Origin of the sequence: Haemophilus parainfluenzae, assembly GCF_003253005.1 — a bacterium.
Taxonomy (GTDB): Bacteria; Pseudomonadota; Gammaproteobacteria; order Enterobacterales; family Pasteurellaceae; genus Haemophilus_D; species Haemophilus_D parainfluenzae_M.
Map to the genome: position 1 here is coordinate 38,671 of NZ_QEPZ01000006.1, position 22,212 is coordinate 60,882.

General features: G+C 36.2%; 21 protein-coding genes and 1 tRNA gene. 20 read left to right on the plus strand and 2 right to left on the minus strand.

What is annotated here, in order from left to right:
- Nucleotides 1-20: 20 nt before the first annotated feature.
- The 4 genes from mukE to sbcB all read left to right on the plus strand — a co-directional run bounded on the left by mukE (nucleotide 21) and on the right by sbcB (nucleotide 7,657).
- On the plus strand, nucleotides 21-773 hold the full coding sequence (mukE, locus tag DPV97_RS07785; protein ID WP_111382944.1) for a chromosome partition protein MukE: 753 nt from the start codon (nucleotides 21-23) through the stop codon (nucleotides 771-773).
- Nucleotides 773-5,290, plus strand: coding sequence for a chromosome partition protein MukB (gene mukB / locus DPV97_RS07790; RefSeq protein WP_070712931.1), 4,518 nt, complete (start codon nucleotides 773-775; stop codon nucleotides 5,288-5,290). The genes mukE and mukB overlap by 1 nt, the downstream gene beginning before the upstream one ends.
- A gap of 70 nt (nucleotides 5,291-5,360) precedes the next feature.
- Nucleotides 5,361-6,233 carry an EamA family transporter gene (locus DPV97_RS07795; protein ID WP_070712930.1) on the plus strand — a complete coding sequence of 291 codons (873 nt, stop codon included), beginning with the start codon at nucleotides 5,361-5,363 and terminating at the stop codon, nucleotides 6,231-6,233.
- A gap of 2 nt (nucleotides 6,234-6,235) precedes the next feature.
- Entirely contained in the window at nucleotides 6,236-7,657 is a 1,422-nt protein-coding gene (gene sbcB, locus DPV97_RS07800) for an exodeoxyribonuclease I (RefSeq protein WP_070712928.1), read from the plus strand.
- Between the two features lie 755 nt (nucleotides 7,658-8,412).
- Here the strand turns inward: sbcB and DPV97_RS07810 are convergent.
- Entirely contained in the window at nucleotides 8,413-8,745 is a 333-nt protein-coding gene (locus DPV97_RS07810; protein WP_070712726.1) for a DUF3892 domain-containing protein, read from the minus strand.
- 83 nt (nucleotides 8,746-8,828) lie between these two features.
- Entirely contained in the window at nucleotides 8,829-9,014 is a 186-nt protein-coding gene (locus tag DPV97_RS07815) for a hypothetical protein (protein WP_070712724.1), read from the minus strand.
- Nucleotides 9,015-9,203: 189 nt separating this feature from the next.
- Here DPV97_RS07815 and DPV97_RS07820 point away from each other — a divergent pair, with 189 nt between their 5' ends.
- From DPV97_RS07820 to metE, 16 genes are all read left to right on the plus strand, one after another.
- Nucleotides 9,204-10,352 (plus strand): phage/plasmid replication domain-containing protein, encoded by a 1,149-nt coding sequence (locus DPV97_RS07820; RefSeq protein WP_070712722.1) that lies wholly within the window; start codon nucleotides 9,204-9,206, stop codon nucleotides 10,350-10,352.
- Nucleotides 10,353-10,391: 39 nt separating this feature from the next.
- Nucleotides 10,392-10,718 carry a DNA-binding protein gene (locus tag DPV97_RS07825; RefSeq protein ID WP_005698175.1) on the plus strand — a complete coding sequence of 109 codons (327 nt, stop codon included), beginning with the start codon at nucleotides 10,392-10,394 and terminating at the stop codon, nucleotides 10,716-10,718.
- A gap of 85 nt (nucleotides 10,719-10,803) precedes the next feature.
- A complete protein-coding gene (locus DPV97_RS07830; RefSeq protein WP_070712721.1) occupies nucleotides 10,804-11,061 on the plus strand; it encodes a hypothetical protein in 258 nt (85 codons plus the stop codon).
- A gap of 34 nt (nucleotides 11,062-11,095) precedes the next feature.
- A complete protein-coding gene (locus DPV97_RS07835; RefSeq protein ID WP_070712719.1) occupies nucleotides 11,096-11,326 on the plus strand; it encodes a hypothetical protein in 231 nt (76 codons plus the stop codon).
- Between the two features lie 67 nt (nucleotides 11,327-11,393).
- A complete protein-coding gene (locus tag DPV97_RS07840) occupies nucleotides 11,394-12,830 on the plus strand; it encodes a hypothetical protein (RefSeq protein WP_083313264.1) in 1,437 nt (478 codons plus the stop codon).
- A 13-nt stretch (nucleotides 12,831-12,843) separates the two neighbouring features.
- Nucleotides 12,844-13,137, plus strand: a complete 294-nt coding sequence (locus tag DPV97_RS07845; RefSeq protein ID WP_070712718.1) for a DUF2523 family protein — start codon at nucleotides 12,844-12,846, stop codon at nucleotides 13,135-13,137.
- A 10-nt stretch (nucleotides 13,138-13,147) separates the two neighbouring features.
- Nucleotides 13,148-14,194: a zonular occludens toxin domain-containing protein gene (locus tag DPV97_RS07850; protein ID WP_070712716.1), complete on the plus strand. Its 1,047-nt coding sequence runs from the start codon at nucleotides 13,148-13,150 to the stop codon at nucleotides 14,192-14,194.
- Complete coding sequence (locus tag DPV97_RS07855) at nucleotides 14,191-15,327, plus strand: type II secretion system protein GspD (RefSeq protein WP_070712715.1); 1,137 nt, start codon at nucleotides 14,191-14,193, stop codon at nucleotides 15,325-15,327. The genes DPV97_RS07850 and DPV97_RS07855 overlap by 4 nt, the downstream gene beginning before the upstream one ends.
- A gap of 83 nt (nucleotides 15,328-15,410) precedes the next feature.
- On the plus strand, nucleotides 15,411-15,818 hold the full coding sequence (locus DPV97_RS07860; protein ID WP_070712713.1) for a hypothetical protein: 408 nt from the start codon (nucleotides 15,411-15,413) through the stop codon (nucleotides 15,816-15,818).
- An 836-nt stretch (nucleotides 15,819-16,654) separates the two neighbouring features.
- Complete coding sequence (gene ftnA / locus DPV97_RS07865) at nucleotides 16,655-17,140, plus strand: non-heme ferritin (RefSeq protein ID WP_070714011.1); 486 nt, start codon at nucleotides 16,655-16,657, stop codon at nucleotides 17,138-17,140.
- A 20-nt stretch (nucleotides 17,141-17,160) separates the two neighbouring features.
- The gene (gene ftnA, locus DPV97_RS07870; RefSeq protein WP_070714008.1) at nucleotides 17,161-17,661 is read left to right on the plus strand and encodes a non-heme ferritin; all 501 of its coding nucleotides are present in this window, start codon (nucleotides 17,161-17,163) and stop codon (nucleotides 17,659-17,661) included.
- A gap of 194 nt (nucleotides 17,662-17,855) precedes the next feature.
- Nucleotides 17,856-17,941: transfer RNA gene (locus tag DPV97_RS07875), tRNA-Leu, on the plus strand.
- A 58-nt stretch (nucleotides 17,942-17,999) separates the two neighbouring features.
- Nucleotides 18,000-18,929: a tRNA 2-thiocytidine(32) synthetase TtcA gene (gene ttcA / locus DPV97_RS07880; RefSeq protein ID WP_070714006.1), complete on the plus strand. Its 930-nt coding sequence runs from the start codon at nucleotides 18,000-18,002 to the stop codon at nucleotides 18,927-18,929.
- A gap of 1 nt (nucleotide 18,930) precedes the next feature.
- Complete coding sequence (locus DPV97_RS07885) at nucleotides 18,931-19,260, plus strand: TusE/DsrC/DsvC family sulfur relay protein (protein WP_070714003.1); 330 nt, start codon at nucleotides 18,931-18,933, stop codon at nucleotides 19,258-19,260.
- 189 nt (nucleotides 19,261-19,449) lie between these two features.
- Nucleotides 19,450-19,710 carry a SemiSWEET family transporter gene (locus DPV97_RS07890; protein ID WP_070714002.1) on the plus strand — a complete coding sequence of 87 codons (261 nt, stop codon included), beginning with the start codon at nucleotides 19,450-19,452 and terminating at the stop codon, nucleotides 19,708-19,710.
- Nucleotides 19,711-19,897: 187 nt separating this feature from the next.
- Nucleotides 19,898-22,171 (plus strand): 5-methyltetrahydropteroyltriglutamate--homocysteine S-methyltransferase, encoded by a 2,274-nt coding sequence (gene metE, locus DPV97_RS07895; protein ID WP_070713999.1) that lies wholly within the window; start codon nucleotides 19,898-19,900, stop codon nucleotides 22,169-22,171.
- Nucleotides 22,172-22,212 lie beyond the last annotated feature (41 nt).

Genomic DNA, 22,212 nt, shown 5'->3' on the forward strand with positions numbered 1-22,212 from the left:
CATAAAATGAGAAATTAACCATGACAGATATTCAAGATGTAATTTCCCCGAAATTGGCAAATGCCATTGCAAATCCTATTTTCCCGGCAGTGGACAGCTTATTGCGTTCAGGTCGCCATATCAGCACAGATCAATTAGATAATCATGCTTTTTTAATGGATTTCCAAAATGAGTTGGATGGCTTTTATCGCCGCTACAACGTGGAATTGATTCGCGCACCTGAAGGCTTTTTCTATTTACGTCCGAAAGCGACGACGTTAATTGCCCGTTCAGTGCTTTCCGAATTAGAAATGTTGGTTGGGAAAGTGCTTTGCTATTTGTATTTAAGTCCAGAACGTTTGGCACAGCAAGGTATCTTCAGTACACAAGAAGTCTATGATGAATTACTAAATTTAGCAGACGAAGGCAAATTATTGAAAGCCGTCAATCAACGTTCTAGCGGTTCGGATTTAGATAAGCAAAAATTATCTGAAAAAGTACGCGCCGCGATCGGTCGTTTACGCCGTTTAGGTATGATTCATACCGTAGGCGAACAGCATAGCGGTAAATTTACTATTTCAGAATCAGTTTTCCGTTTTGGGGCTGAAGTACGTTCTGGCGATGACCCGTTAGAAGCACAAGCTCGCTTAATTCGTGATGGGGAAGCGGCAACACCACAATCTCTCGAATTGGAAAAACAAGCAAAAGCGGCAAGTCATGCTGATGACCTCGATGATGAAGAAAGTGTGGTCGAAATTGATGAAGAATTTGATGATGCAGGAGAACAAGAATAATGTCTGATGTATTAGAACTTGAAAACGAAATCTATCAAGACGAACCTGAGCAATCAACCGAACAGGTTGAAGAGGAATTTATTGCTCCTGTATTAAACCAACATAATGGGGTAGAACGTGGTAAATTCCGTTCACTAACCTTAATTAACTGGAATGGTTTCTTTGCCCGTACCTTTGATTTGGATGAATTGGTGACCACACTTTCCGGTGGTAACGGTGCCGGTAAATCCACAACCATGGCGGGTTTTGTCACTGCATTAATTCCAGACTTAACCTTATTGCATTTCCGTAATACCACAGAAGCAGGCTCGACAGGCGGCTCTCGTGATAAAGGCTTACACGGTAAATTACGTCCAGGTGTGTGTTATGCGGTATTGGATACCATCAACTCTCGTCACCAACGAATTCTTGTGGGGGTACGTCTGCAACAAATCGCTGGTCGTGATAAGAAAGTCGATTTAAAAACGTTCTCGATTCAAGGTGTAGAATTATCCTTAAATCCGACCGCACTTTTCACCGAAACAGTCGGTGAACGTCAAGCGCGTGTACTCAATTTAAATGAATTAAAAGACAAAATTGAAAATCTTGGTGCGCAATTTAAACAATATCATTCCATCACCGATTATCACGGCATGATGTTTGATTTGGGTATTATTCCAAAACGCTTACGTAGTGCCTCTGATCGTAGCAAATTCTATAAATTAATCGAAGCGTCTTTATACGGCGGTATTTCCAGTGCTATTACTCGTTCTTTACGTGATTACTTATTGCCAGAAAACCTTGGTGTGCGTAAAGCCTTCCAAGATATGGAAAGTGCGTTACGTGAAAACCGCATGACCCTTGAAGCCATTAAAGTCACCCAATCTGACCGTGATTTATTCAAACATTTAATCACTGAAACCACTAATTATGTGGCATCAGATTATATGCGTAATGCCAATGAACGCCGCGGTAATATCGAAGCGGCTTTATGTTTCCGCCGTGATTGGTATAAAGCAAAAGCTGAGCAAGCGTTATCACAACATCGTTTAATTGACTTAAGCCGTGAAGCTGCAGAATTGGCAGAAAATGAACGTACTTTAGAAGTCGATCACCAAAGTGCGGCGGATCATCTGAACTTGGTATTAAATGCGTTACGTCATCAAGAAAAAGTGTCGCGTTATCAAGAAGATGTGGCAGAACTTACAGAAAAATTAGAAGAACAAAAAATGGTTGTGGAAACCGCAACCGAACAGCTTGAAGAAAGCCAAGCACAATTTGAGCAAACAGAACTTGAAATTGACCAAGTACGTGCGCAACTTGCGGATTATCAACAAGCATTAGATGCACAACAAACTCGTGCATTACAATATCAACAAGCAATTGCCGCGCTTGAAAAAGCGAAAACCTTATGTGGTTTAGCGGATTTAAGCGTGAAAAATGCGGAAGATTACCAAGCAGAATTTGCTGCGCATGCTGAAAGCCTTACTGAGCAAGTGCTTGAGTTAGAACATAAAATGTCTATTTCTGAAGCGGCAAAATCGCAATTCGATAAAGCCTATCAGTTGGTATGTAAAATTGCTGGTGATATGCCACGTTCAAGTGCTTGGGAAAGCGCTAAAGAATTATTGCGTGAATATCCAACACAAAAAATTCAAGCACAACAAACTCCTCAATTACGTGCAAAATTACATGAGTTAGAGCAGCGCTATGCTCAACAACAAAGTGCGGTTAAATTATTGGCTGATTTTAATCAACGTGCTGATTTATCTTTAGAAACTGCTGATGAACTTGAAGCATATCACGCTGAACAAGAAGAACTCATTGAAAGTTTGAATGAAGAACTTGCAGAGCAAGTAGAAAACCGTTCAACCTTGCGTCAAAAACGTGAAAGTTTGACCGCACTTTACGAAGAAAATGCTCGTAAAGCACCGGCTTGGTTAACTGCTCAAGCGGCTTTAGAACGCTTACAAGAGCAAAGCGGTGAAACCTTCGAGCATAGCCAAGATGTGATGCATTTTATGCAATCACAATTGGTGAAAGAACGTGAGCTGACTATTCAACGTGACAATTTAGAGAAACAACGTCAACAATTAGATGAGCAAATTTCTCGTTTAAGCCAACCAGATGGTTCTGAAGATGCTCGCTTGAATGTGCTTGCAGAACGTTTTGGTGGTGTGTTGCTTTCTGAATTGTATGATGATGTACCAATTGAAGATGCACCTTATTTCTCTGCACTTTATGGTCCTGCACGTCATGCTATTGTTGTACGTGATCTCAACACGGTACGCGAACAATTAGCTAATTTAGAAGATTGTCCAGATGATTTATATTTAATCGAAGGTGATCCAAATGCCTTTGATGACAGCGTACTTTCAGCCCAAGAGCTTGAAATGGGCGTTGTGGTGCAAGTGTCTGATCGTGAATTGCGTTATTCCAAATTCCCGCAAATTCCATTATTTGGCCGTGCTGCACGTGAAAAACATTTAGAAGAATTACAAGCTAAACGTGATGAAATTGCGGAAGAATACGCACAAATCGCCTTTGATGTACAAAAATGTCAACGTTTGCACGAACACTTTAGTCAATTTGTTGGCTTGCATTTAGCGCTTGCGTTCCAACCAAACCCTGAAGAGGTGATGGCGGAAATCAATCAAGAACGCAATGAAATTGATCGCGAGCTCAATCAATTTTCAAGCACCGAACAACAAATTCGCATTAAATTGGATAATGCCAAAGAAAAAATGCAATTGTTGAATAAGTTAATGCCACAGCTTAACTTGCTTGCTGATGAAGAATTACTTGATCGCATTGAAGAATGCCGCGAACAATTAGACATCGCAGAACATGATGAAAGCTTTATTCGTCAACATGGCGTTGCGTTGTCACAATTAGAGCCGATTGCTAATACTTTACAAAGTGACCCAGAAAACTATGAGCGCTTAAAATCTGATTTAACCCAAGCGGTTGAACGTCAAAAACAAGTACAGCAACGTGTATTTGCTTTGGCGGATGTGGTGCAACGTAAAAATCACTTCAGCTATGAAGATGCTGGTCAAGCAGAAACATCAGAGCTTAATGAGCAACTTCGTCAACGTTTGGAGCTATTACAGGCACAGCGTGATGCTCAACGTGAACAATTACGTCAAAAACAAAGCCAATTTGCACAATACAACCAAGTATTTATCCAATTACAAAGTTCTTATGACAGTAAAAATCAATTGTTAAAAGAATTAATCGCTGAGATTGGTGAATTGGGCGTACGTGCTGATGAAGGGGCAGAGGAACGTGCAAGAAATCGCCGTGATGAGTTATATCAACAACTTTCAACCAGTCGTCAACGTCGTTCTTATGTTGAAAAACAATTAACGCTTATTGAAAGCGAAGTGGATAACTTAAATAAACGTATTCGTAAAGCAGAACGTGATTACAAAACTCAACGTGAGTTAGTTGTGGCAGCTAAAGTCAGCTGGTGCGTGGTTATCCGTTTATCTCGTAATTCCGATGTGGAAAAACGACTCAATCGCCGTGAATTAGCTTATTTATCTGCTGATGAACTACGTTCAATGTCGGATAAAGCATTAGGTGCACTACGTACTGCAGTGGCTGATAATGAATATCTCCGCGATGCATTGCGTATCTCTGAAGACAGCCGTAAACCGGAAAATAAAGTTCGCTTCTTTATTGCTGTCTATCAACATCTTCGTGAACGTATTCGTCAGGATATTATTAAAACTGATGATCCGATTGATGCAATTGAGCAAATGGAAATTGAGCTTAATCGCTTAACAGAAGAATTAACTGGCCGTGAGAAAAAATTGGCGATCAGTTCTGAAAGTGTGGCGAATATTATGCGTAAAACCATTCAACGTGAACAAAATCGTATTCGCATGTTGAACCAAGGTCTACAAAATATTGCCTTCGGTCAGGTGAAATCGGTACGTTTAGTGGTCAATATTCGCGATACACATGCGATGTTGCTTGATGCGCTGTCAGGTAAACAGGAAGAATATCAAGATTTATTCAGTGATAATCGTATCACCTTCTCTGAAGCCATTGCGAAACTTTATCAACGCATTAACCCGCATCTTGATATGGGCCAACGCACAGCACAAACTATCGGTGAGGAATTATTAGATTACCGTAATTACCTTGAGTTAGAAGTTGAAGTCTTCCGTGGTGCTGATGGCTGGTTACGTGCTGAAAGTGGCGCATTATCAACAGGTGAAGCGATCGGTACGGGTATGTCTATTCTATTAATGGTTGTACAAAGCTGGGAAGAGGAAAGCCGCCGTATTCGTGGTAAAGACATCGTACCATGTCGCTTACTATTCTTGGATGAGGCAGCGCGTTTAGATGGTAAATCCATTTCCACCTTGTTCGAACTTTGCGAACGTTTGGATATGCAATTACTTATCGCAGCACCGGAAAACATTAGCCCTGAAAAAGGGACAACCTATAAACTGGTGCGTAAAATCGCCGGCAACCAAGAACAAGTTCATGTGGTTGGTTTGCGTGGCTTTGGCGCAACAGAGTAGTTTTTTTAAAGCGGTCAAAGCAATTGGCCGCTTTTTTCATTGTTATTTTTATAAGAATTTAGGACGAATTATGCACAACCTTATTTTTGCCATTCTATGTAGTGTCGCAGTATCGGTGTTACTCAAAGTTGCGTGTAAGAAAAATATCATTATTGAACAAGCAATTGCGTTTAACTATATTATCGCCATTTCATTAAGTTATTTCTTACTCAAACCTGATTTCAAAGAATTAGAATTTACCGAATATCTAGCACAAAGTGATAGCACACCTATTTTCCTGGCGTTAGGTATTTTATTACCAACTGTATTTATCATTATGTCTAAAGCGGTTGAATTTGCAGGCATCGTGCGTTCAGATGCCGCACAACGTTTATCGTTATTTCTACCGATTATTGCCTCTTTTATTATTTTCCATGAAACATTAAGTCAGCCAAAAATCGTTGGCATTATTTTGGCATTCATCGGTTTATTCTGTATTTTGAACAAGTCGAATGAACAAAGTGCGGTCACTTTTAAAGGTATTTTAGGTTTAATCGGTGTTTGGTTTGGCTATGGCACCATTGATATTTTATTCAAACAAGTAGCCAAAAGCGGGGGAGCATTCCCAACTACATTATTCATTGCTTTCTCATTAGCCGCTTGTGTCATGTTCCTGTATTTATTCCTAAAACGCACTCAATGGAGTGTGCCAAGCTTTATTGGTGGAATCATTTTAGGTGTATTGAATTTCTTCAACATCCTGTTTTACATTAAAGCTCACCAAAGTTTCGGACAAAACCCAACCTTAGTTTTTGCGGGAATGAATGTTGGTGTTATTTGTTTAGGGACCATCACCGGCGCATTTTTCTTCAAAGAAAAAATCAGCAAAATCAACTGGCTTGGTGTGCTTGTCAGCCTTTCAGCAATTTTCTGTTTATATTATTTAGATAAAATTTTGGCTTAATTATGGCAAACGATTTTAGTTTTTTTATCTACGATTACGAAAGTTTTGGTATCAATCCGGCAAGTGATCGTCCTGCTCAATTTGCTGGTATTCGTACCGATGCAGATTTCAATATCATTGGTGAGCCGATTATGTTGTATTGCAAGCAAACCAATGATTATTTACCCGCCCCGGAAGCCGTAATGGTCACAGGAATCACGCCACAAGAATGTAATGAAAAGGGGATTCCTGAACCTGAATTTGCCGCAAAAATTCTAGCTGAATTTTCACAACCTAACACCTGTGTTGTGGGTTACAACAACATTCGTTATGACGATGAAATGACTCGTTATACCTTTTACCGTAACTTCATTGATCCCTATGAATATAGCTGGAAAAATGGCAATTCTCGGTGGGATTTACTGGATTTAGTTCGAGCCTGTTATGCTTTGCGTCCAGAGGGAATCAATTGGGCTTATGACGATGATGGAATGCCAAGCTTTCGCTTAGAAAAACTCACTAAAGCAAATGGTATTGAGCATGAAAATGCCCATGATGCGATGGCGGATGTGTATGCAACTATTGCCATGGCTAAATTAATCAAAGAAAAGCAGCCTAAATTATTTCAATTCTTCTTTGAGCATAGAGGTAAAAAGGAAATTGAAAAACTGATCGATACAGCTGAAATGACACCATTAGTGCATGTTTCGGGCATGCTAGGGAATTATTGCGGCAATTGTGCTTGGGTGGCACCATTAGCATGGCATCCAACTAATCAAAATGCCGTAATCGTTTGTGATTTATCAGGTGATATTGATAATTTACTCAGTAAAAGTGCGGTTGATTTGCGACAAGATTTATATACCAAGAAAAGCGAGCTAGAAGAAAGAGGAGTTCCATCAGTCCCACTAAAATTGGTTCATATTAATAAATGCCCAATTTTGGCTCCTGCAAAAACGTTACTACCAGAAAATGCAGCTAGTTTAGGGATAGACAGACAACATTGCTTAGATAATTTAGCAAAATTGCGCCAATCCTTAGATATTCGTGAGAAAGTTATTGAAATCTTCTCAGAAGAGCGCGAATTTGAGCCGAGCGATAATGTAGAAACTGAACTTTATAACGGTTTCTTTAGCAATGCCGATAAAAACAATATGGCTATTTTACGTGATTTACCACCTGAAAAATTAGCTGTTCATGGTTTAGCATTTGAAGATAAACGAATTCCTGAATTGTTATTCCATTATCGTGCAAGACATTTCTACAAAACCCTAAATCGTGCTGAGCAAATCAAATGGCAAAAATATCGCCAACGTAAATTAGAACAAAGTGCGGTTAAATTTGAAGAAAGTTTACAGCAGCTAGCAGAGGAATATTCGGATAATCCAACCAAACTGAATTTACTGCAACAGGTTTATGAGTACGGAGCAAAACTGTTATCTTAACCTTATACATATCGTGACACAGTCACACAAATACCATTCATCAAAAACGTAAATCTTAATCCCTGAGATTTACGTTTTTCTTTTTTTAATCTGATGATATTCACCTAATAAAATAACGCAGAATTCACGTAGCGTTGTCATTATTTGATACAAATAAACTTCTTTATTTTTTCCTTACATTACATTTTATAGTGTATAAATCATTATTTAATCTTGTTACAAGACTTTGCCTTACTAGATTTTACATTGCTTAAGCAGTATTTGTGACCTGTGCATAACTCTGTGATCTTATTAATGCGTAGCTTTCACTAACCTTGTAATTAATTTCGCATAATGGTTTTTCGGATTATGTTACAATTCGAAGCGCGGTATAATAGCGCACGCACCGCGCAAGAATTTACACATAATCCGCTATTATGCGAAATTAATTTATTGATTTTATGGCAGATATTACATTAAAAGACATAACACCGATACATTTTCTGAATGCGGTTAGATTATTGAAAATGGATGATTACCGAGTTTATTGTACGATTGATACTATTGAGATTAGGTTTGAGTCTAAGCGATTTTACACAAGACAGGAAAGCGATCTCCGGTTCGATTTATGTGAACATTTGGCTGCATTTTTGACTGAGCTTAGAAATTCAAGTGTGCCAATAGATAAGGATGATTTCATTAAAGTGTTTAGCCCGATTCCCTCAAGAAGAAGATTTTTCAGAAGAAAATAGCCAGCAATTTGCTGGCTATTTTGGCTAAAATTCAGGTAAATTTTCTAAATTATCAGACTTTCTTTTGTTTCCTGCGGTTGTGATGAACTCATCATTATAGAGAACTACATCATCCCCAGTAATCAATGTACCATTTTTTTTCGTACCAGTTTTGATTGATAATTTTTCTGTTTTCAGTAAGGAAACTATTAATTCTCTAGATAAACTGAACATGGAGCCATCTGAAGTAAACTTTACTTTGACACTACTGATAACATTGCGATCTTCATCATATTTAACTTTATAAATGTAGATATCTGGTTTATTTATTTCTTTTTCTATCATTATTTTTTGCATTAACTGTTTTATCCTTGTCATTCCTTCCTCCTGTGGTTGTTTTTTGCTCAAAAAAGTTCGGGGGTTCTGTAACACCCGAACTTTACCGCAATATTCTGCGGTATTTATTGGTTTTGTTTTTCGTTGTGTTCAATATATGCGGCTGCATCTTTCGCAAAATGATCAACTAAAACATTCATTACTTCAGTCCATTTTACTGGTCTTCCAATTTTCATGCCTACTTCCATGGCTAAGCGTTCGACTTTAATTTTCTTGTCTAATTTTATGTTAAAGCTAGCTGTAGTTTTCATGTTGGATTCTCTCTTTTCTGCATCTGTATAGATGTTGTTACACTTAAATATTTTAATATTTTAATATTTTAATATTTTAATATTTGTAGTATAAACTTTTTTACCTAATATTCATTTTACCTATTTACCTTTTAAGGTGAAAGTGATATAAATACCTAAAATACTTTTTTAGGTAAATAGGTAACAAAAGTGTCTTTATTTATTGACTGGTTAGAAATAGAGCAGGACTTTGGGGTAGAAATCCCTGAAGATGTTTTGCTTTCTATTTATGGTGAATATTTAATGGTCGTTACTGAAGGCGGCGAAATTAAAAAAAGTAGAGTAACAGGAAAGTATCGTCATAAAGGCAGTTATTGTGATGAGGTTAAAATTAAAATTTCGGGTTCTATTATTCGTATGGAAGGAAACCCAAGTAGATGGGGTCGAGTAGAAAATGTTTTTGGTTTTGATACTGTAGATAGTTGCGTTTCCTGTTTCAATTCAATTCTTTCCTCTCTTAAATTACCAATCTTTACTCGTTGCACTGAAATTTTTTATCGCCAAGGCGAAGATGGTTCTAAGGTCTCAAAATTTTCTAATGGCGCAATTATTAAACGTTTAGATATTACCACTAATAAAGCTGTTGGTAAGGGTAATGAGCGTACATTTCTAAAAGCCTTATCACAGATGCGTTATAGAAATTCTATTGGCAGACTTCATACAGATGGTTGCACCACGGATTGGCTTAGTAAAAAAGAAAAAGCCAATTTAATTTATCCAAGTTGTTATATAAAACACGAAGAAATGCGAGTTCATTCTTATAACAAGATTAAGCGTAAATTTGGTGAAGAATCAAAAGAGTTTAGATATTACAGAAGTGTTTATGAGTATTGCAGAGAAAATGGAGTAGTCCGTTTTGAGCAAAAATTAAAATCAAGATATTTGCAGCGTGAAAATTTATGTTATTGGGGAATTAGTGATTTTTCAGTATTAGAAAATTTACAGAAGGAATTTATTGACATGTATAAAAAGCTAAATGTAAGTCAGTATGATTTAGAAACCATTGCTGAACAATTAGTTTCTCAAGGGATTGTTGATACATTGAGAAAAGCAACAACTTCAGCATATTACGCAATGTTATGGGCTAGTGGAAAAGATTTAGGCCTAAAATCTCGTCAATATGAAACTCATAGAGCAAGATTAAGAAAAATAGGTATTGATATTGCTAATCCTTGCGATGTTGAGAAATTCCAAGCGGTTAGAGTTATCTCCTGTGAAAATATTATGGTTCGTCCATTTAAAGCCCCTGATTTTTATCAATTTCCAAGTAACGCTCCTCAGTTACGTTTTGTTGTTTAATAAATAAGTCTTTTCATCATTAATTAGGAGAAATCAATTATGCGTACCGGATTTTATATTGTAGGTATCTTAAAAGGTTATAAATCTTCATCTTTCACTAATCGAGAGACTGGAGAAGTAAAAGATCGTCATAACATGGGGGTTCAATTACAAGAACCTGATGGTTATGGCGGCTATAACACGTCAATTCAAGAAATCAAGATTGATGATCGTTCTATGAATGATGCGTTAAGAAATACGATTAATCGCTTAAAAGATAAGACTGTAATGGTGCTTGTTTATCCTCGTGAATGGGCTATGGAAAATGGCCGTAAAGGTATCACTTACAACTTTGATGAAAGTTCAATCATAGAAGAATTGAAATAATGCGTGAATTTATAGAAATGGTAGGAGCAAGTTTTATTGGTTGTGGTCTTGCTCTAACAATTTTTTATTTATTGGTATTTCATTTATGAGTAATGAAATCGAGATTACAACGAAGTTATGTCAATCTCAATCAGGCATTAGTTGTAATGAAGTGGTTTTGAAAATACCACAGACAGAGGCCGTCAAACTTCAATCTGTGGCATTTTCAGGTAATGAAAATCAAAACTTTTCGGCACAGGATTTTATTCATCATGTCGATAGTTTTGGCTTTTCATTTGGTCTGGTGCTTATTTTTTATTTGATAGCTAAATCTATTGGTTCAATTTTAGCTATTCTGAGATAAGCATCTCATTTTAACTCAGTACAAGGAGTTTATTATGGCAAATCTTAAAAAATATCTTGTTTCAGCAGTTGTTTTGGGTTCTTCATTAAGTGCTTTTGCTCAAGGTGAAGCAGCTCAAAAGGTACAAATTGATGTAAATAGTATGCTTGGGCAAGTGGACTTTTCTACTGTAGTAGCAGGTATTCTTGCTGCCGGTGGGGTTCTTCTTGGTCCTCGAATTGCGAAAATGGGTATTCGATTTATTTTAGGTTTATTTGGCCGTTAGGGAAAAAGGAGGGTTCCCCCTCCTTTTTTATTTATTAATCAATGATAAAGGGCTAGGTAATGTTTTTATGGGATTTAATATACTTTTTCCTTGGAATAGTTTGCGGATTGGTCGTAGTGCTTGGTTTGAACAATTTATAGTTATTGTATTTTTTGCATTTTTTTGTGGCTTATCATTTTCTGCGGATAGACCGTTTACTACTGAAAATAAAACTAAAGTAATTGTTAAAGATTTACTTGAGAGATCTTATAACAGGACATACAACTTACCTGCAGTTATTCCTAATTCTGGCGCATCTACAATGCAAGAAGTACGTAGAGCAAATGTTTTACGTAGTATTGCTAAAAAAGCGACTAGAGCATCAGGAGTTTTATATTCTAAACATCCTATTACGGGTTTAGCGGTTACTTTTGGTTTGGGATATTTTACTGATCAATTGATTGATAGTGCTTTTCAGAAATTTACTTCTGCCTCTCAAGATTCATTAGGTTTTTATGTGATGGCGCAAGATCCTAAAACAGGTATGTTAGAGAAGGTTTATTTAGAGGAAGAGCCATCTTTATTTAATCCGGTGTTTGTAAATCTTCAAGATAATATGGTTTTTACTTATGAAGATGCTTATGGTTCTTGTCAAACATCTTCTCATGATGAAACGCTTAACTGTGCGATAAATAAAGGTTTTGAAGAAGAGGCTAAGCGTGCGCCATTAAATTCAACATTCAGTGATTTTAAAGTAGTTTCTAAAGAAAAAAGCCCTATTTATTCTGATGGTTTTATAGTTAATTTTTCCTTTAAACAATGTATTAAAGGTTCAAGTGAGTGTTATATACAAAGAGATTTATTTACTGTTAGGGTTATTAAGCAAAATAAAAGAGCTGATTCTAAAAAACCTCAAGTCCTTTGGGGAAGTCAAGTAGTTCCAGAGAATAAGGTTATCCTAAAGGATGATGCACAAATTTCTAGTTTTGCAAAAAATGCGGTTTCATTAAATAGTGATGAATTCACCGATGAAGAAAGAAAAGTGATCTCTAATATTCAGCCGAGTGATGTTAGAAAATATTTTACAGACCCATCTTTAAAAGCTAAAGATTTAATTGGTTTTAGATATTCTGATGATATGTTTGATGATGTTAGTAAGCCAAATAGCTCTAGTAATACTAAACCAAAAGAAGATAAAAAACAGTCTGAATCAACATCAACTTCTACATCAACATCAGGACAAATTGACCTATCTGCTCCAAATGTTGATATGCCAGAAGTTAATCCTCCTACAGCACTTCAAATACTAGAGCCTTTTAATGAGTTTTTCCCTTCTTTAAAAGATTTTAATATTTCCGAAAGAGAAATACAGTGTCCGGTTTGGAGTGGGCATATTCCGTATTTAGAGGCCAATGTAACTTTAGATAGACATTGCGATTATGTAGAAAGGAATAAAGGCATCATATCATCTTTGATGTTATTGATTTGGGGAATTGTTTCTTTAAGAGTTTTATTGAGTGCTTAGGGAGGGCGGTTTTATGTATGGAGTTATATTTGCTGCATTATCTTCTTTAATGCAATTTTTGATTAGGGGAGTGCTTGCAAAATTTTTTGTATTTTTTGCTTTATTTTACATTACGACCGAGTTTATTCCTGTAATTATAGAGCTGTTTTTACCTAAGAATATTCCAAACATAAAGGATTTATTTAATGCGTTGCCAGATTCAATTCTTTATTTTTTATACATTTTAAAAGTTCCTACAGGTATAAGCCTTTTCATTTCTGCTTTACTGTCTCGTTTTATCATTCGCAGAATTCCTGTTATTGGATAGGGGGTAATTTATGGCTATTTCTGCTTATGTAGGGTTACCTGGGCATGGTAAATCTTATGAGGTGGTTAAATCCGTCATTATTCCTGCCATCTCATCGGGGCGCAGAGTTGTATCAAATATTTACGGATTAAATAAACAATTAATAGAAGAGTATTGTTTATCGAAAGATAAGAAATTGTCACCTGAAAATTTGGGCGAGTTAGTAGTTGTAGATAATGACGCTTGTTTAAGTGAGAATTTTTATCCTTATAAAAATGCGATAGATAATGGTATTGAAACCTTCTGTAAAGCAGGGGACTTAATTGTTATTGATGAGGCTTGGCGCTTTTTCCCTAGAAAAGAAAAAATCAAAGACAATCATTTTTCATTTTTATCTGAACATCGACATTTTACTGATGATAATGGTGTTTCTTGTGATTTTGTCATTCTTAATCAAGATTTAACTAATTTACAAAAAGAACTTGTTGAGCGTATTGAAACCACGTTCAAGATGACAAAACTTGTCGCAGCAGGTTTGAAAAGTCGTTATAGAATAGATGTTTTTTCAGGTAATAAATGCTGGAAAACATCAAGAACTTCAACTTATCAAGAAAAATATGATAAAGCTATTTTTCCACTTTATAAAAGTTATGAAACGGAAAATGGACGAGAATTAGTTACAGATAAGAGACAAAACGCATTAAACAAATCTAGCATTAAGTATTTTGCTGTTCTTTTCGTGCTTATTTTTGGTTTTTCAGTATATAAATTGATTAATTTTTTTCATCCAAATGATGTGAAAGATAGTCAAGCGGAACAAGCAATACAAGAAAATAGTGAAGTAAATTCAGTATCGGAATCTAGCAATCAGTTGCCTATTCAAATAGTACCGCCTTTATCTACTCAATGGAGAATAACAGGGGAGTTACAGAAGTCTGGAAAAAGTTTTGTGATTTTAGCGGATAACCAAGGAAATTTACGTTTAGAACCTCGTTCAAGCTTTAATTTTACAGGTCGGATGCTAGAGGGGATTATTGATAATCAACGAGTAAATTATTATTCAGGAGTAAAACAATGAGATTACAACGTAACATTTTATTTTTCTTATTTATGTTTGTTTTTGGTTATGCTCAAGCGAAAAATATTAATTTTAAATTGGAGGCTGTGCCATTACCTAAAGCTGTAGGAATGATTTATGACGAAGTTTTAGAAAAGCCTTATATGTTAGATCCCAAACTGGCCGCAGATACACGTTTGATTAGCTTTCATACAACTGAAAATCAAGATTTTGGCCAATTTATTACACGATATTTTGAAAATATGAATATCAAGGTTTACGAGAAAAATGGGGTTGTTTACCTCGCTCATATTGAGCCTAAACCCGCAAAAATTATTAAGAAAAGTTTTGTTTATAATCCCATTCATCGTGATACAGAATATCTAGCCCAATTTCTTCAAGGAGAAGGTCAAGTATCAGCAAGCGGTGATAAGCTTGTTTATTATGGAACAGTTGAAGATATTTCAAGAATTAAATCTGTTTTACAGTCTGTTGATACGCCAAGTCGTGAAGTTGTTGTGACAGGCTATGTTTTTGAAGTACAAGATGTAGCAAAAGAAGGAAGTGGCATTAATCTTTTAGCAAAATTACTTTCAGGAAAGCTAGGCATTAATATTGGATATAAACAAAATTACGAAAACTTTATTACGGTTAATGCCGGTAATCTAGATGCAATGATTGAGTTATTTCGTACTGATGAGCGTTTTCAGGTCGTGAGCAGTCCAACTTTACGTGTAAAATCAGGCTCAAAGGGCAATTTTTCGGTAGGTTCTGATGTTCCTGTATTGTCTAACGTGACTTATCAAGATGGCCGCCCAATTCAGTCTATTGAATATCGATCTTCTGGTGTGATTTTTGATATTCAACCAACTATAAAAAGCAATGTGATTGATTTAAAAATCAATCAGCAGCTCTCTAACTTTGTAAAAACAGATACTGGAGTAAATCAGTCTCCAACACTGATTAAACGTGACATAGTAACTGATGTAACGGTTAAAAGCGGTGATGTGATTGTTTTAGGTGGGTTAGCTGAAAATAAAATTACAGAAGGTGAAACTGGCTTTTCTTTCTTGCCTAAAGGTATTTTAACAGGGAAGTCTAAATCTAATACAAAAACTGATATAGTTATCTTGTTACAGGTGAAGATGATTTAAAAGTAAAAGCCGCAAAGGGTAAAGGCGTTACACGCCTGCGCTTTGAGGCTTTTACGATACAACTTAATTATAGGAGAATTGATATGTCAGAATCATTGATGATAGATAGAAATCTTATGAGATTTTCCCCATTTATAGGTGGTTTATCAAGAGATGAATATAGAGATACACTTATGGAAAATGATAGTGTTACTCCTGAGATTTTAGAGAGAGAATTATCAATATATGATTATATTGATAAAAATTATTCTAATGCCTTAAAACAAGCCAAGGAAGAGGATGTGTTATTTGAATTCGTTATGGATCAATGCAAACTTTTGAAGGATTTAAATATTGTTTTAGGTGAAACTGATGATGTTGCCATCAAAAAAATATTTGCTCGTTTATCTCAAATCCAGAAGGAAGAAGAAAATCGGATTAAAAATGAAAAGTTGCGTAAGAAACAGAAAAAAATGAAAAGAAAACTTAAGGCAAAAAATAGACAGAAATAGCTTTCCTGATAAATTGGGGTGTCGGGGGAAAATGCAGTGCATTTTCTCCTGACGTAAGGGGCAGCGGCTGCAGCCCCGTAAACCCTGCTCAATGTGTTTTGAAAAAATGAATATGTTGCGCGTTCCATTCTTAAAAAAATCACAAAATTAAAATCGCCCCCTGTTAAAAATTTATTATTTAAAACATCCTCAAAAAGTTAATGTGAAACGTTCAAAAGGCTTTGCATTTTCTTTACATTTCTAGTGTATAGTTCAATAACTTTTAAAAAACACATGTTACAGCGCATGAAATTTCCATATTTTGTATTGGCTAAGCAGTATTCGTGACCTGTGCATAACTCTGTGATCTTATTAATACGTAGTTTTCACTAACCTTGTAATTGATTTCGCATAATGTATATTATGTTAAATTGAATGTATAAATGCGTCACAAATAAAAATAGATAACTATCCTACTTTCATGCGCTGGTCAAAATAAGGCGATTTGGGATTATGGATATAAAAGAAATAAATGGATGTCTTTGTAATGGAATAATTAAATTAGAATGAAATTTTGAGATAACGCTACGTGAATTCTGAATACAATTGCATACATCACATACATCAATTCAGCAGATTTCATCATTCTTGATCTGATAATGAGAATTTATTTTACATATATCACATAAATGAGAATAATTAACATTGATTTTTCTTTTATTGTTAGTGATTTATAAAAATAATTTTAAAAAAATACTTGACCATTCTCATTTGCGGGGTTAGAATGCACACCGATAACAAGTTAAGCAGTCTTGTTTTTATTTTTAATCTCTACTTAATAAGGAAAGGAGTTGGTTATGCTTAATAAAGCAATCGCAGATAAGTTAAATGAACAAATCAATTTAGAGTTCTACTCTTCTAATGTTTATTTACAAATGAGTTCTTGGTGTAGCAAACACGGTTACGAAGGTGCTGCAGCATTTTTACTTCGTCATGCTGATGAAGAATTAGAACACATGCAAAAATTATTCAAATATGTGAGTGAAACAAGTGGTATGCCACTTTTAGGTAAAATTGATGCACCTAAGAATGACTACAAATCACTTAAAGAAGTATTTGAAACCACACTTGAACATGAAAAACTCGTTACTTCTAAAATTAATGAATTAGTTGAAGTGACTTTTGCAAACAAAGACTATTCTACTTTTAACTTCTTACAATGGTACGTTGCAGAACAACACGAAGAAGAAAAATTATTCAATAGCATTATTGATAAATTTAACTTGTTGGGTGAAGACGGTAGTTCGCTTTACTTTATCGATCGTGATTTAGCAACATTATAATTTTAGAAGGAGAATACAAAATGTTATCAGCAAACGTAATCAAATTATTAAATGATCAAATGAACCTTGAGTTCTACTCTTCAAACCTTTACTTACAAATGAGTGCATGGTGCGAACAAAATGGTTTTGAAGGTGCAGCTAAATTCTTATCAGAACACGCTGCAGAAGAAATGCAACACATGCGTAAATTATTCACTTATTTAAATGAAACTGGTGCATTAGCGGTAATCACTGCAATTGAAGCACCTGCGCATGAGTACAAATCATTGAAAGAAATCATTGAATTAACTTACGAACACGAAAAATTGATCACAAGTAAAATCAATGAATTAGTGGGTAAAACTTTTGAAGAAAAAGACTACTCTGCATTCAATTTCTTACAATGGTATGTTGCAGAACAACACGAAGAAGAGAAATTATTCAGCGGTATTTTAGACAAATTAAATCTTCTTGGCGAAGATGGCAAAGGCTTATTCTTAATCGATAAAGATTTAGGTAACCTTGCTGGTCAAACCGCTTAATTAGATAATCATAAAGCTTAGTAGAAATACTAAGCTTTTATTTTACTCATAAATTGTGACAACGTATCAAATTATTTTAAACTTCCCTTTCATCTTTGAATACAAGTTGATGAAATTTAAAACAACCACACGTTTTTAATGAAATTTTACTTGCAACGAAGTAAGATAAACGTATAATTCAGAACAACCCGAATGCCTGGGTGGCGAAATTGGTAGACGCAGCGGATTCAAAATCCGCCGGTGAATAACCGTGTCGGTTCGAGTCCGACCCTAGGCACCACAGAATTTATAAGCTCTGAAGTTATTCAGGGCTTTTTTATTAGCTAAAGTAAATCAATATGACAGAACAAAACCAAGATAAAAAACAGACTTATAATTTCAATAAATTGCAAAAACGTCTTCGTCGTAATGTAGGCAATGCAATTGCTGATTTTGGCATGATTGAAGATGGTGATAAAGTAATGGTTTGCCTTTCTGGTGGTAAAGACAGCTATACACTGCTTGATATTTTGTTGAATTTACAACAAAGCGCTCCGATTAAATTTGATATCGTTGCAGTCAATTTAGACCAAAAACAGCCTGGTTTTCCGGAGCATGTTTTACCTGAATATCTGCAAAGTATTGGTGTGGATTATAAAATCGTTGAAGAAAATACTTATGGAATTGTGAAAGAGAAAATTCCAGAAGGCAAAACAACTTGCTCTCTCTGCTCTCGTCTACGCCGTGGTATTTTATACCGTACGGCAACTGAACTTGGCGCAACAAAAATTGCACTTGGACACCATCGTGATGATATGTTGGCCACCCTGTTTCTGAATATGTTCTACGGTGGGAAACTAAAATCGATGCCACCGAAATTAATTTCAGATGACGGCAAGCAAATTGTGATTCGCCCATTGGCTTATTGTAAAGAAAAAGATATTGAAAAATATGCCGTAGCCAAAGAATTCCCAATTATCCCTTGTAATTTATGTGGTTCACAACCTAATTTACAACGTCAAGTCGTGAAAGAAATGCTGAATACTTGGGACCGTCAATATCCAGGTCGCTTAGAAACTATGTTTAGTGCGATGCAAAACATTACGTTGTCACACTTGTGTGACCCAAAACTCTTCGATTTCAAAGGCATTAAACATGGCCAATCACTTGATGGCATTGAAGGGGATACCGCATTTGATGAAGAACGTATCGAACCAATGAAATTTGATGATGAAGATGCGTCTGACTACGCCGATAATGAAATGATCAGCTTTAAAGAAGTAAATTAATATGATTACCGTGCAAGGAAAACAAATCGAAACGGACGCCTTTGGCTATTTACTTAATATGGCTGATTGGAATGAGGATGTAGCAAAACACATCGCTCAGCTAGAAGATGTAGAACTGACTGAAGCTCACTGGGAAGTAATTTATTTTGTGCGTGATTTCTATCAAGAATATAACACCTCCCCTGCAATTCGAATGCTGGTAAAAGCAATGTCAGAAAAATTAGGTGCCGACAAAGGCAACAGCCGCTATTTGCAACGACTCTTCCCTGACGGACCTGCTAAGCAAGCAACGAAACTGGCAGGTCTGCCAAAACCAGCTAAATGCTTATAAAATAACGTAACCGCACGATAAAGTGCGGTTATTTTTTTGTCTTTTTTTCTCTAATCTCTTTATTCCCCTCTTAATAAAATGCATTTTACCCTTAACTAAAATAAAATAATCTTTGCTTTATCTCTCCACTTATTGACTTTTAGATTAATAATCTGGTTTCGGATTATTCTGTTAAACTTAGGAGAGCAAATGACAAACCAACGTTTTATTACCATTTTAGGCTATGTCGCAACATTTACTTCTGTTTGTATGTATGTGTCTTACTTACAACAAATTGGTCTAAATTTATCGGGTCAAAAAGGTGGTTGGTTACAACCTTCTGCCACGATGATCAACTGTAGTTTATGGGTGGCTTATGGTTTGTTAAAAGAGAAACGTGATTTGCCTATTTCATTAGCTAATGCACCAGGTGTGATTCTAGGCTTGATTACTTTCGTCACTGCCTTATAACACTATAAAACCTCATACAAAAAAGACCGCACTTATAGAAATCTTAAAGTGCAGTCTTTTTGTTTATTAATTTAATTCATTTAAAACCTGAAAATTATGAACTTGTATAATCTTTTATTCTATTGCATTCTATTAATGAACAGACGTTTAGACGTCTAAACTAAACAAAACAATAGAAGGATTAAATATGACAACATTTCATTTAGCAGGATTTCCGCGTGTTGGTGCAAAGCGTGAACTTAAATTTGCTCAAGAGCGTTACTGGCGTGGCGAAATTGCGGAAGCGGATTTATTAGATATTGCAAAAAGATTACGTGAACTAAACTGGCAACACCAAGCTAAGGCAAATGCTGATTTTGTCGCGGTGGCTGATTTCACACTTTACGATCACATTTTAGATTTACAAGTGGCAACAGGTGCGATTCCTGCTCGCTTTGGTTTCGATAGCCAAAACTTAACACTCGATCAATATTTCCAATTGGCGCGCGGTAATAAAACCCAATTTGCGATTGAAATGACAAAATGGTTCGATACCAACTATCACTATCTCGTGCCAGAATTCCATAAAGAAACACAATTTAAAGCAAATCCAACACATTATGTAACACAAATTCGTGAAGCTAAAACGCTTGGATATCAAGTTAAACCAACAATCGTTGGTCCACTCACCTTTCTTTGGTTAGGTAAAGAAAAAGGTGCGACATTTAATCGCTTTGATTTATTAGCAAAACTCCTGCCGGTTTATGTTGAAATCTTAAATACGTTAGCTGCAGAAGGTGTGGAATACATTCAAATTGATGAACCCGCTCTCACCTTAGATTTACCGATAGAATGGATTGCGGCTTATAAAGCGGTTTACGCTACTTTTGCTGAACAAGTGAAAGCAAAATTATTGCTTGCGACTTATTTCGGTTCTGTGGCAGAACACGCTGATTTGTTAAAAGCCTTACCTGTAGCAGGTTTGCACATCGACTTAGTACGCGCACCAGAACAACTCGCTGCCTTTGCGGATTATGACAAAATCTTATCTGTGGGCATCATTGATGGTCGTAATATTTGGCGTGCAAACTTGAATCAAGTGTTAGATGTGGTTGAGCCATTAAAAGCGAAATTAGGCGATCGTTTGTGGATTGCGCCAAGCTGCTCACTTCTCCACTCGCCTTATGATTTAGAAGTTGAAACGCAACTTCAAGCAAATAAACCTGAACTATATCAATGGTTGGCTTTCACATTACAAAAAATTCAAGAATTACGTGTTATTAAGACCGCACTTGAGCAAGGTCGTGAAGCCGTTCGAGCTGAATTAGCGGCTTCTCAAGCAGCTGCAGATGCTCGTAAAAACTCACATGAAATTCACCGCTCTTGTGTGGCAGAACGTTTAGCAAACTTACCGAAAAATGCTGACCAACGTAAATCGCCATTTGCGGAACGCATTAAATTACAAAATGCGTGGTTAAATTTACCACTTCTGCCAACGACAAATATTGGTTCTTTCCCACAAACAACAGCCATTCGTCATGCCCGTGCTGCCTTCAAAAAAGGCGAACTCAGCTTAGCTGATTACGAAGCTGCAATGAAAAAAGAAATTGAATTTGTTGTACGTGAGCAAGAAAAATTAGACTTAGATGTATTGGTACATGGCGAAGCAGAACGTAACGACATGGTGGAATATTTCGGCGAACTACTCGATGGTTTTGCTTTCACCAAATTTGGTTGGGTACAAAGTTATGGTTCACGTTGCGTGAAACCACCAGTGATTTACGGTGATGTTACTCGCCCAGAACCAATGACAGTACGCTGGTCGCAATATGCCCAAAGCCTTACCAATAAAGTGATGAAAGGCATGCTAACTGGTCCAGTCACGATCTTACAATGGTCTTTCGTGCGTAACGATATTTCCCGTGAAACAGTTTGTAAACAAATTGCGGTAGCACTTTCTGATGAAGTATTAGATTTAGAAAAGGCAGGCATCAAAGTGATTCAAATTGATGAGCCGGCTATTCGTGAAGGTTTACCGTTAAAACGTGCAGATTGGGATGCTTATTTGAAATGGGCGGGCGAAGCCTTCCGTTTAAGCTCAATGGGTTGCCAAGATGATACCCAAATTCATACGCACATGTGTTATTCCGAATTTAACGACATTCTACCGGCTATTGCAGCCTTAGATGCCGATGTCATTACTATCGAAACCTCGCGTTCTGACATGGAATTACTCACCGCATTTGGTAATTTCAAATACCCGAATGATATTGGTCCTGGCGTATATGACATTCATAGTCCACGCGTACCTGCAGCAGAAGAAATTGAACATCTTCTTCGCAAAGCATTACAAGTTGTGCCGAAAGAACGTTTATGGGTAAACCCAGACTGTGGTTTGAAAACGCGCGGTTGGCCAGAAACAATTGCGGCATTAAAAGTAATGGTTGATGTCACGAAAAAATTACGTGCTGAATTAGCGTAAAACCAGTAAAAAGAAAGGCGAACATGAGAGATTATCTCTGT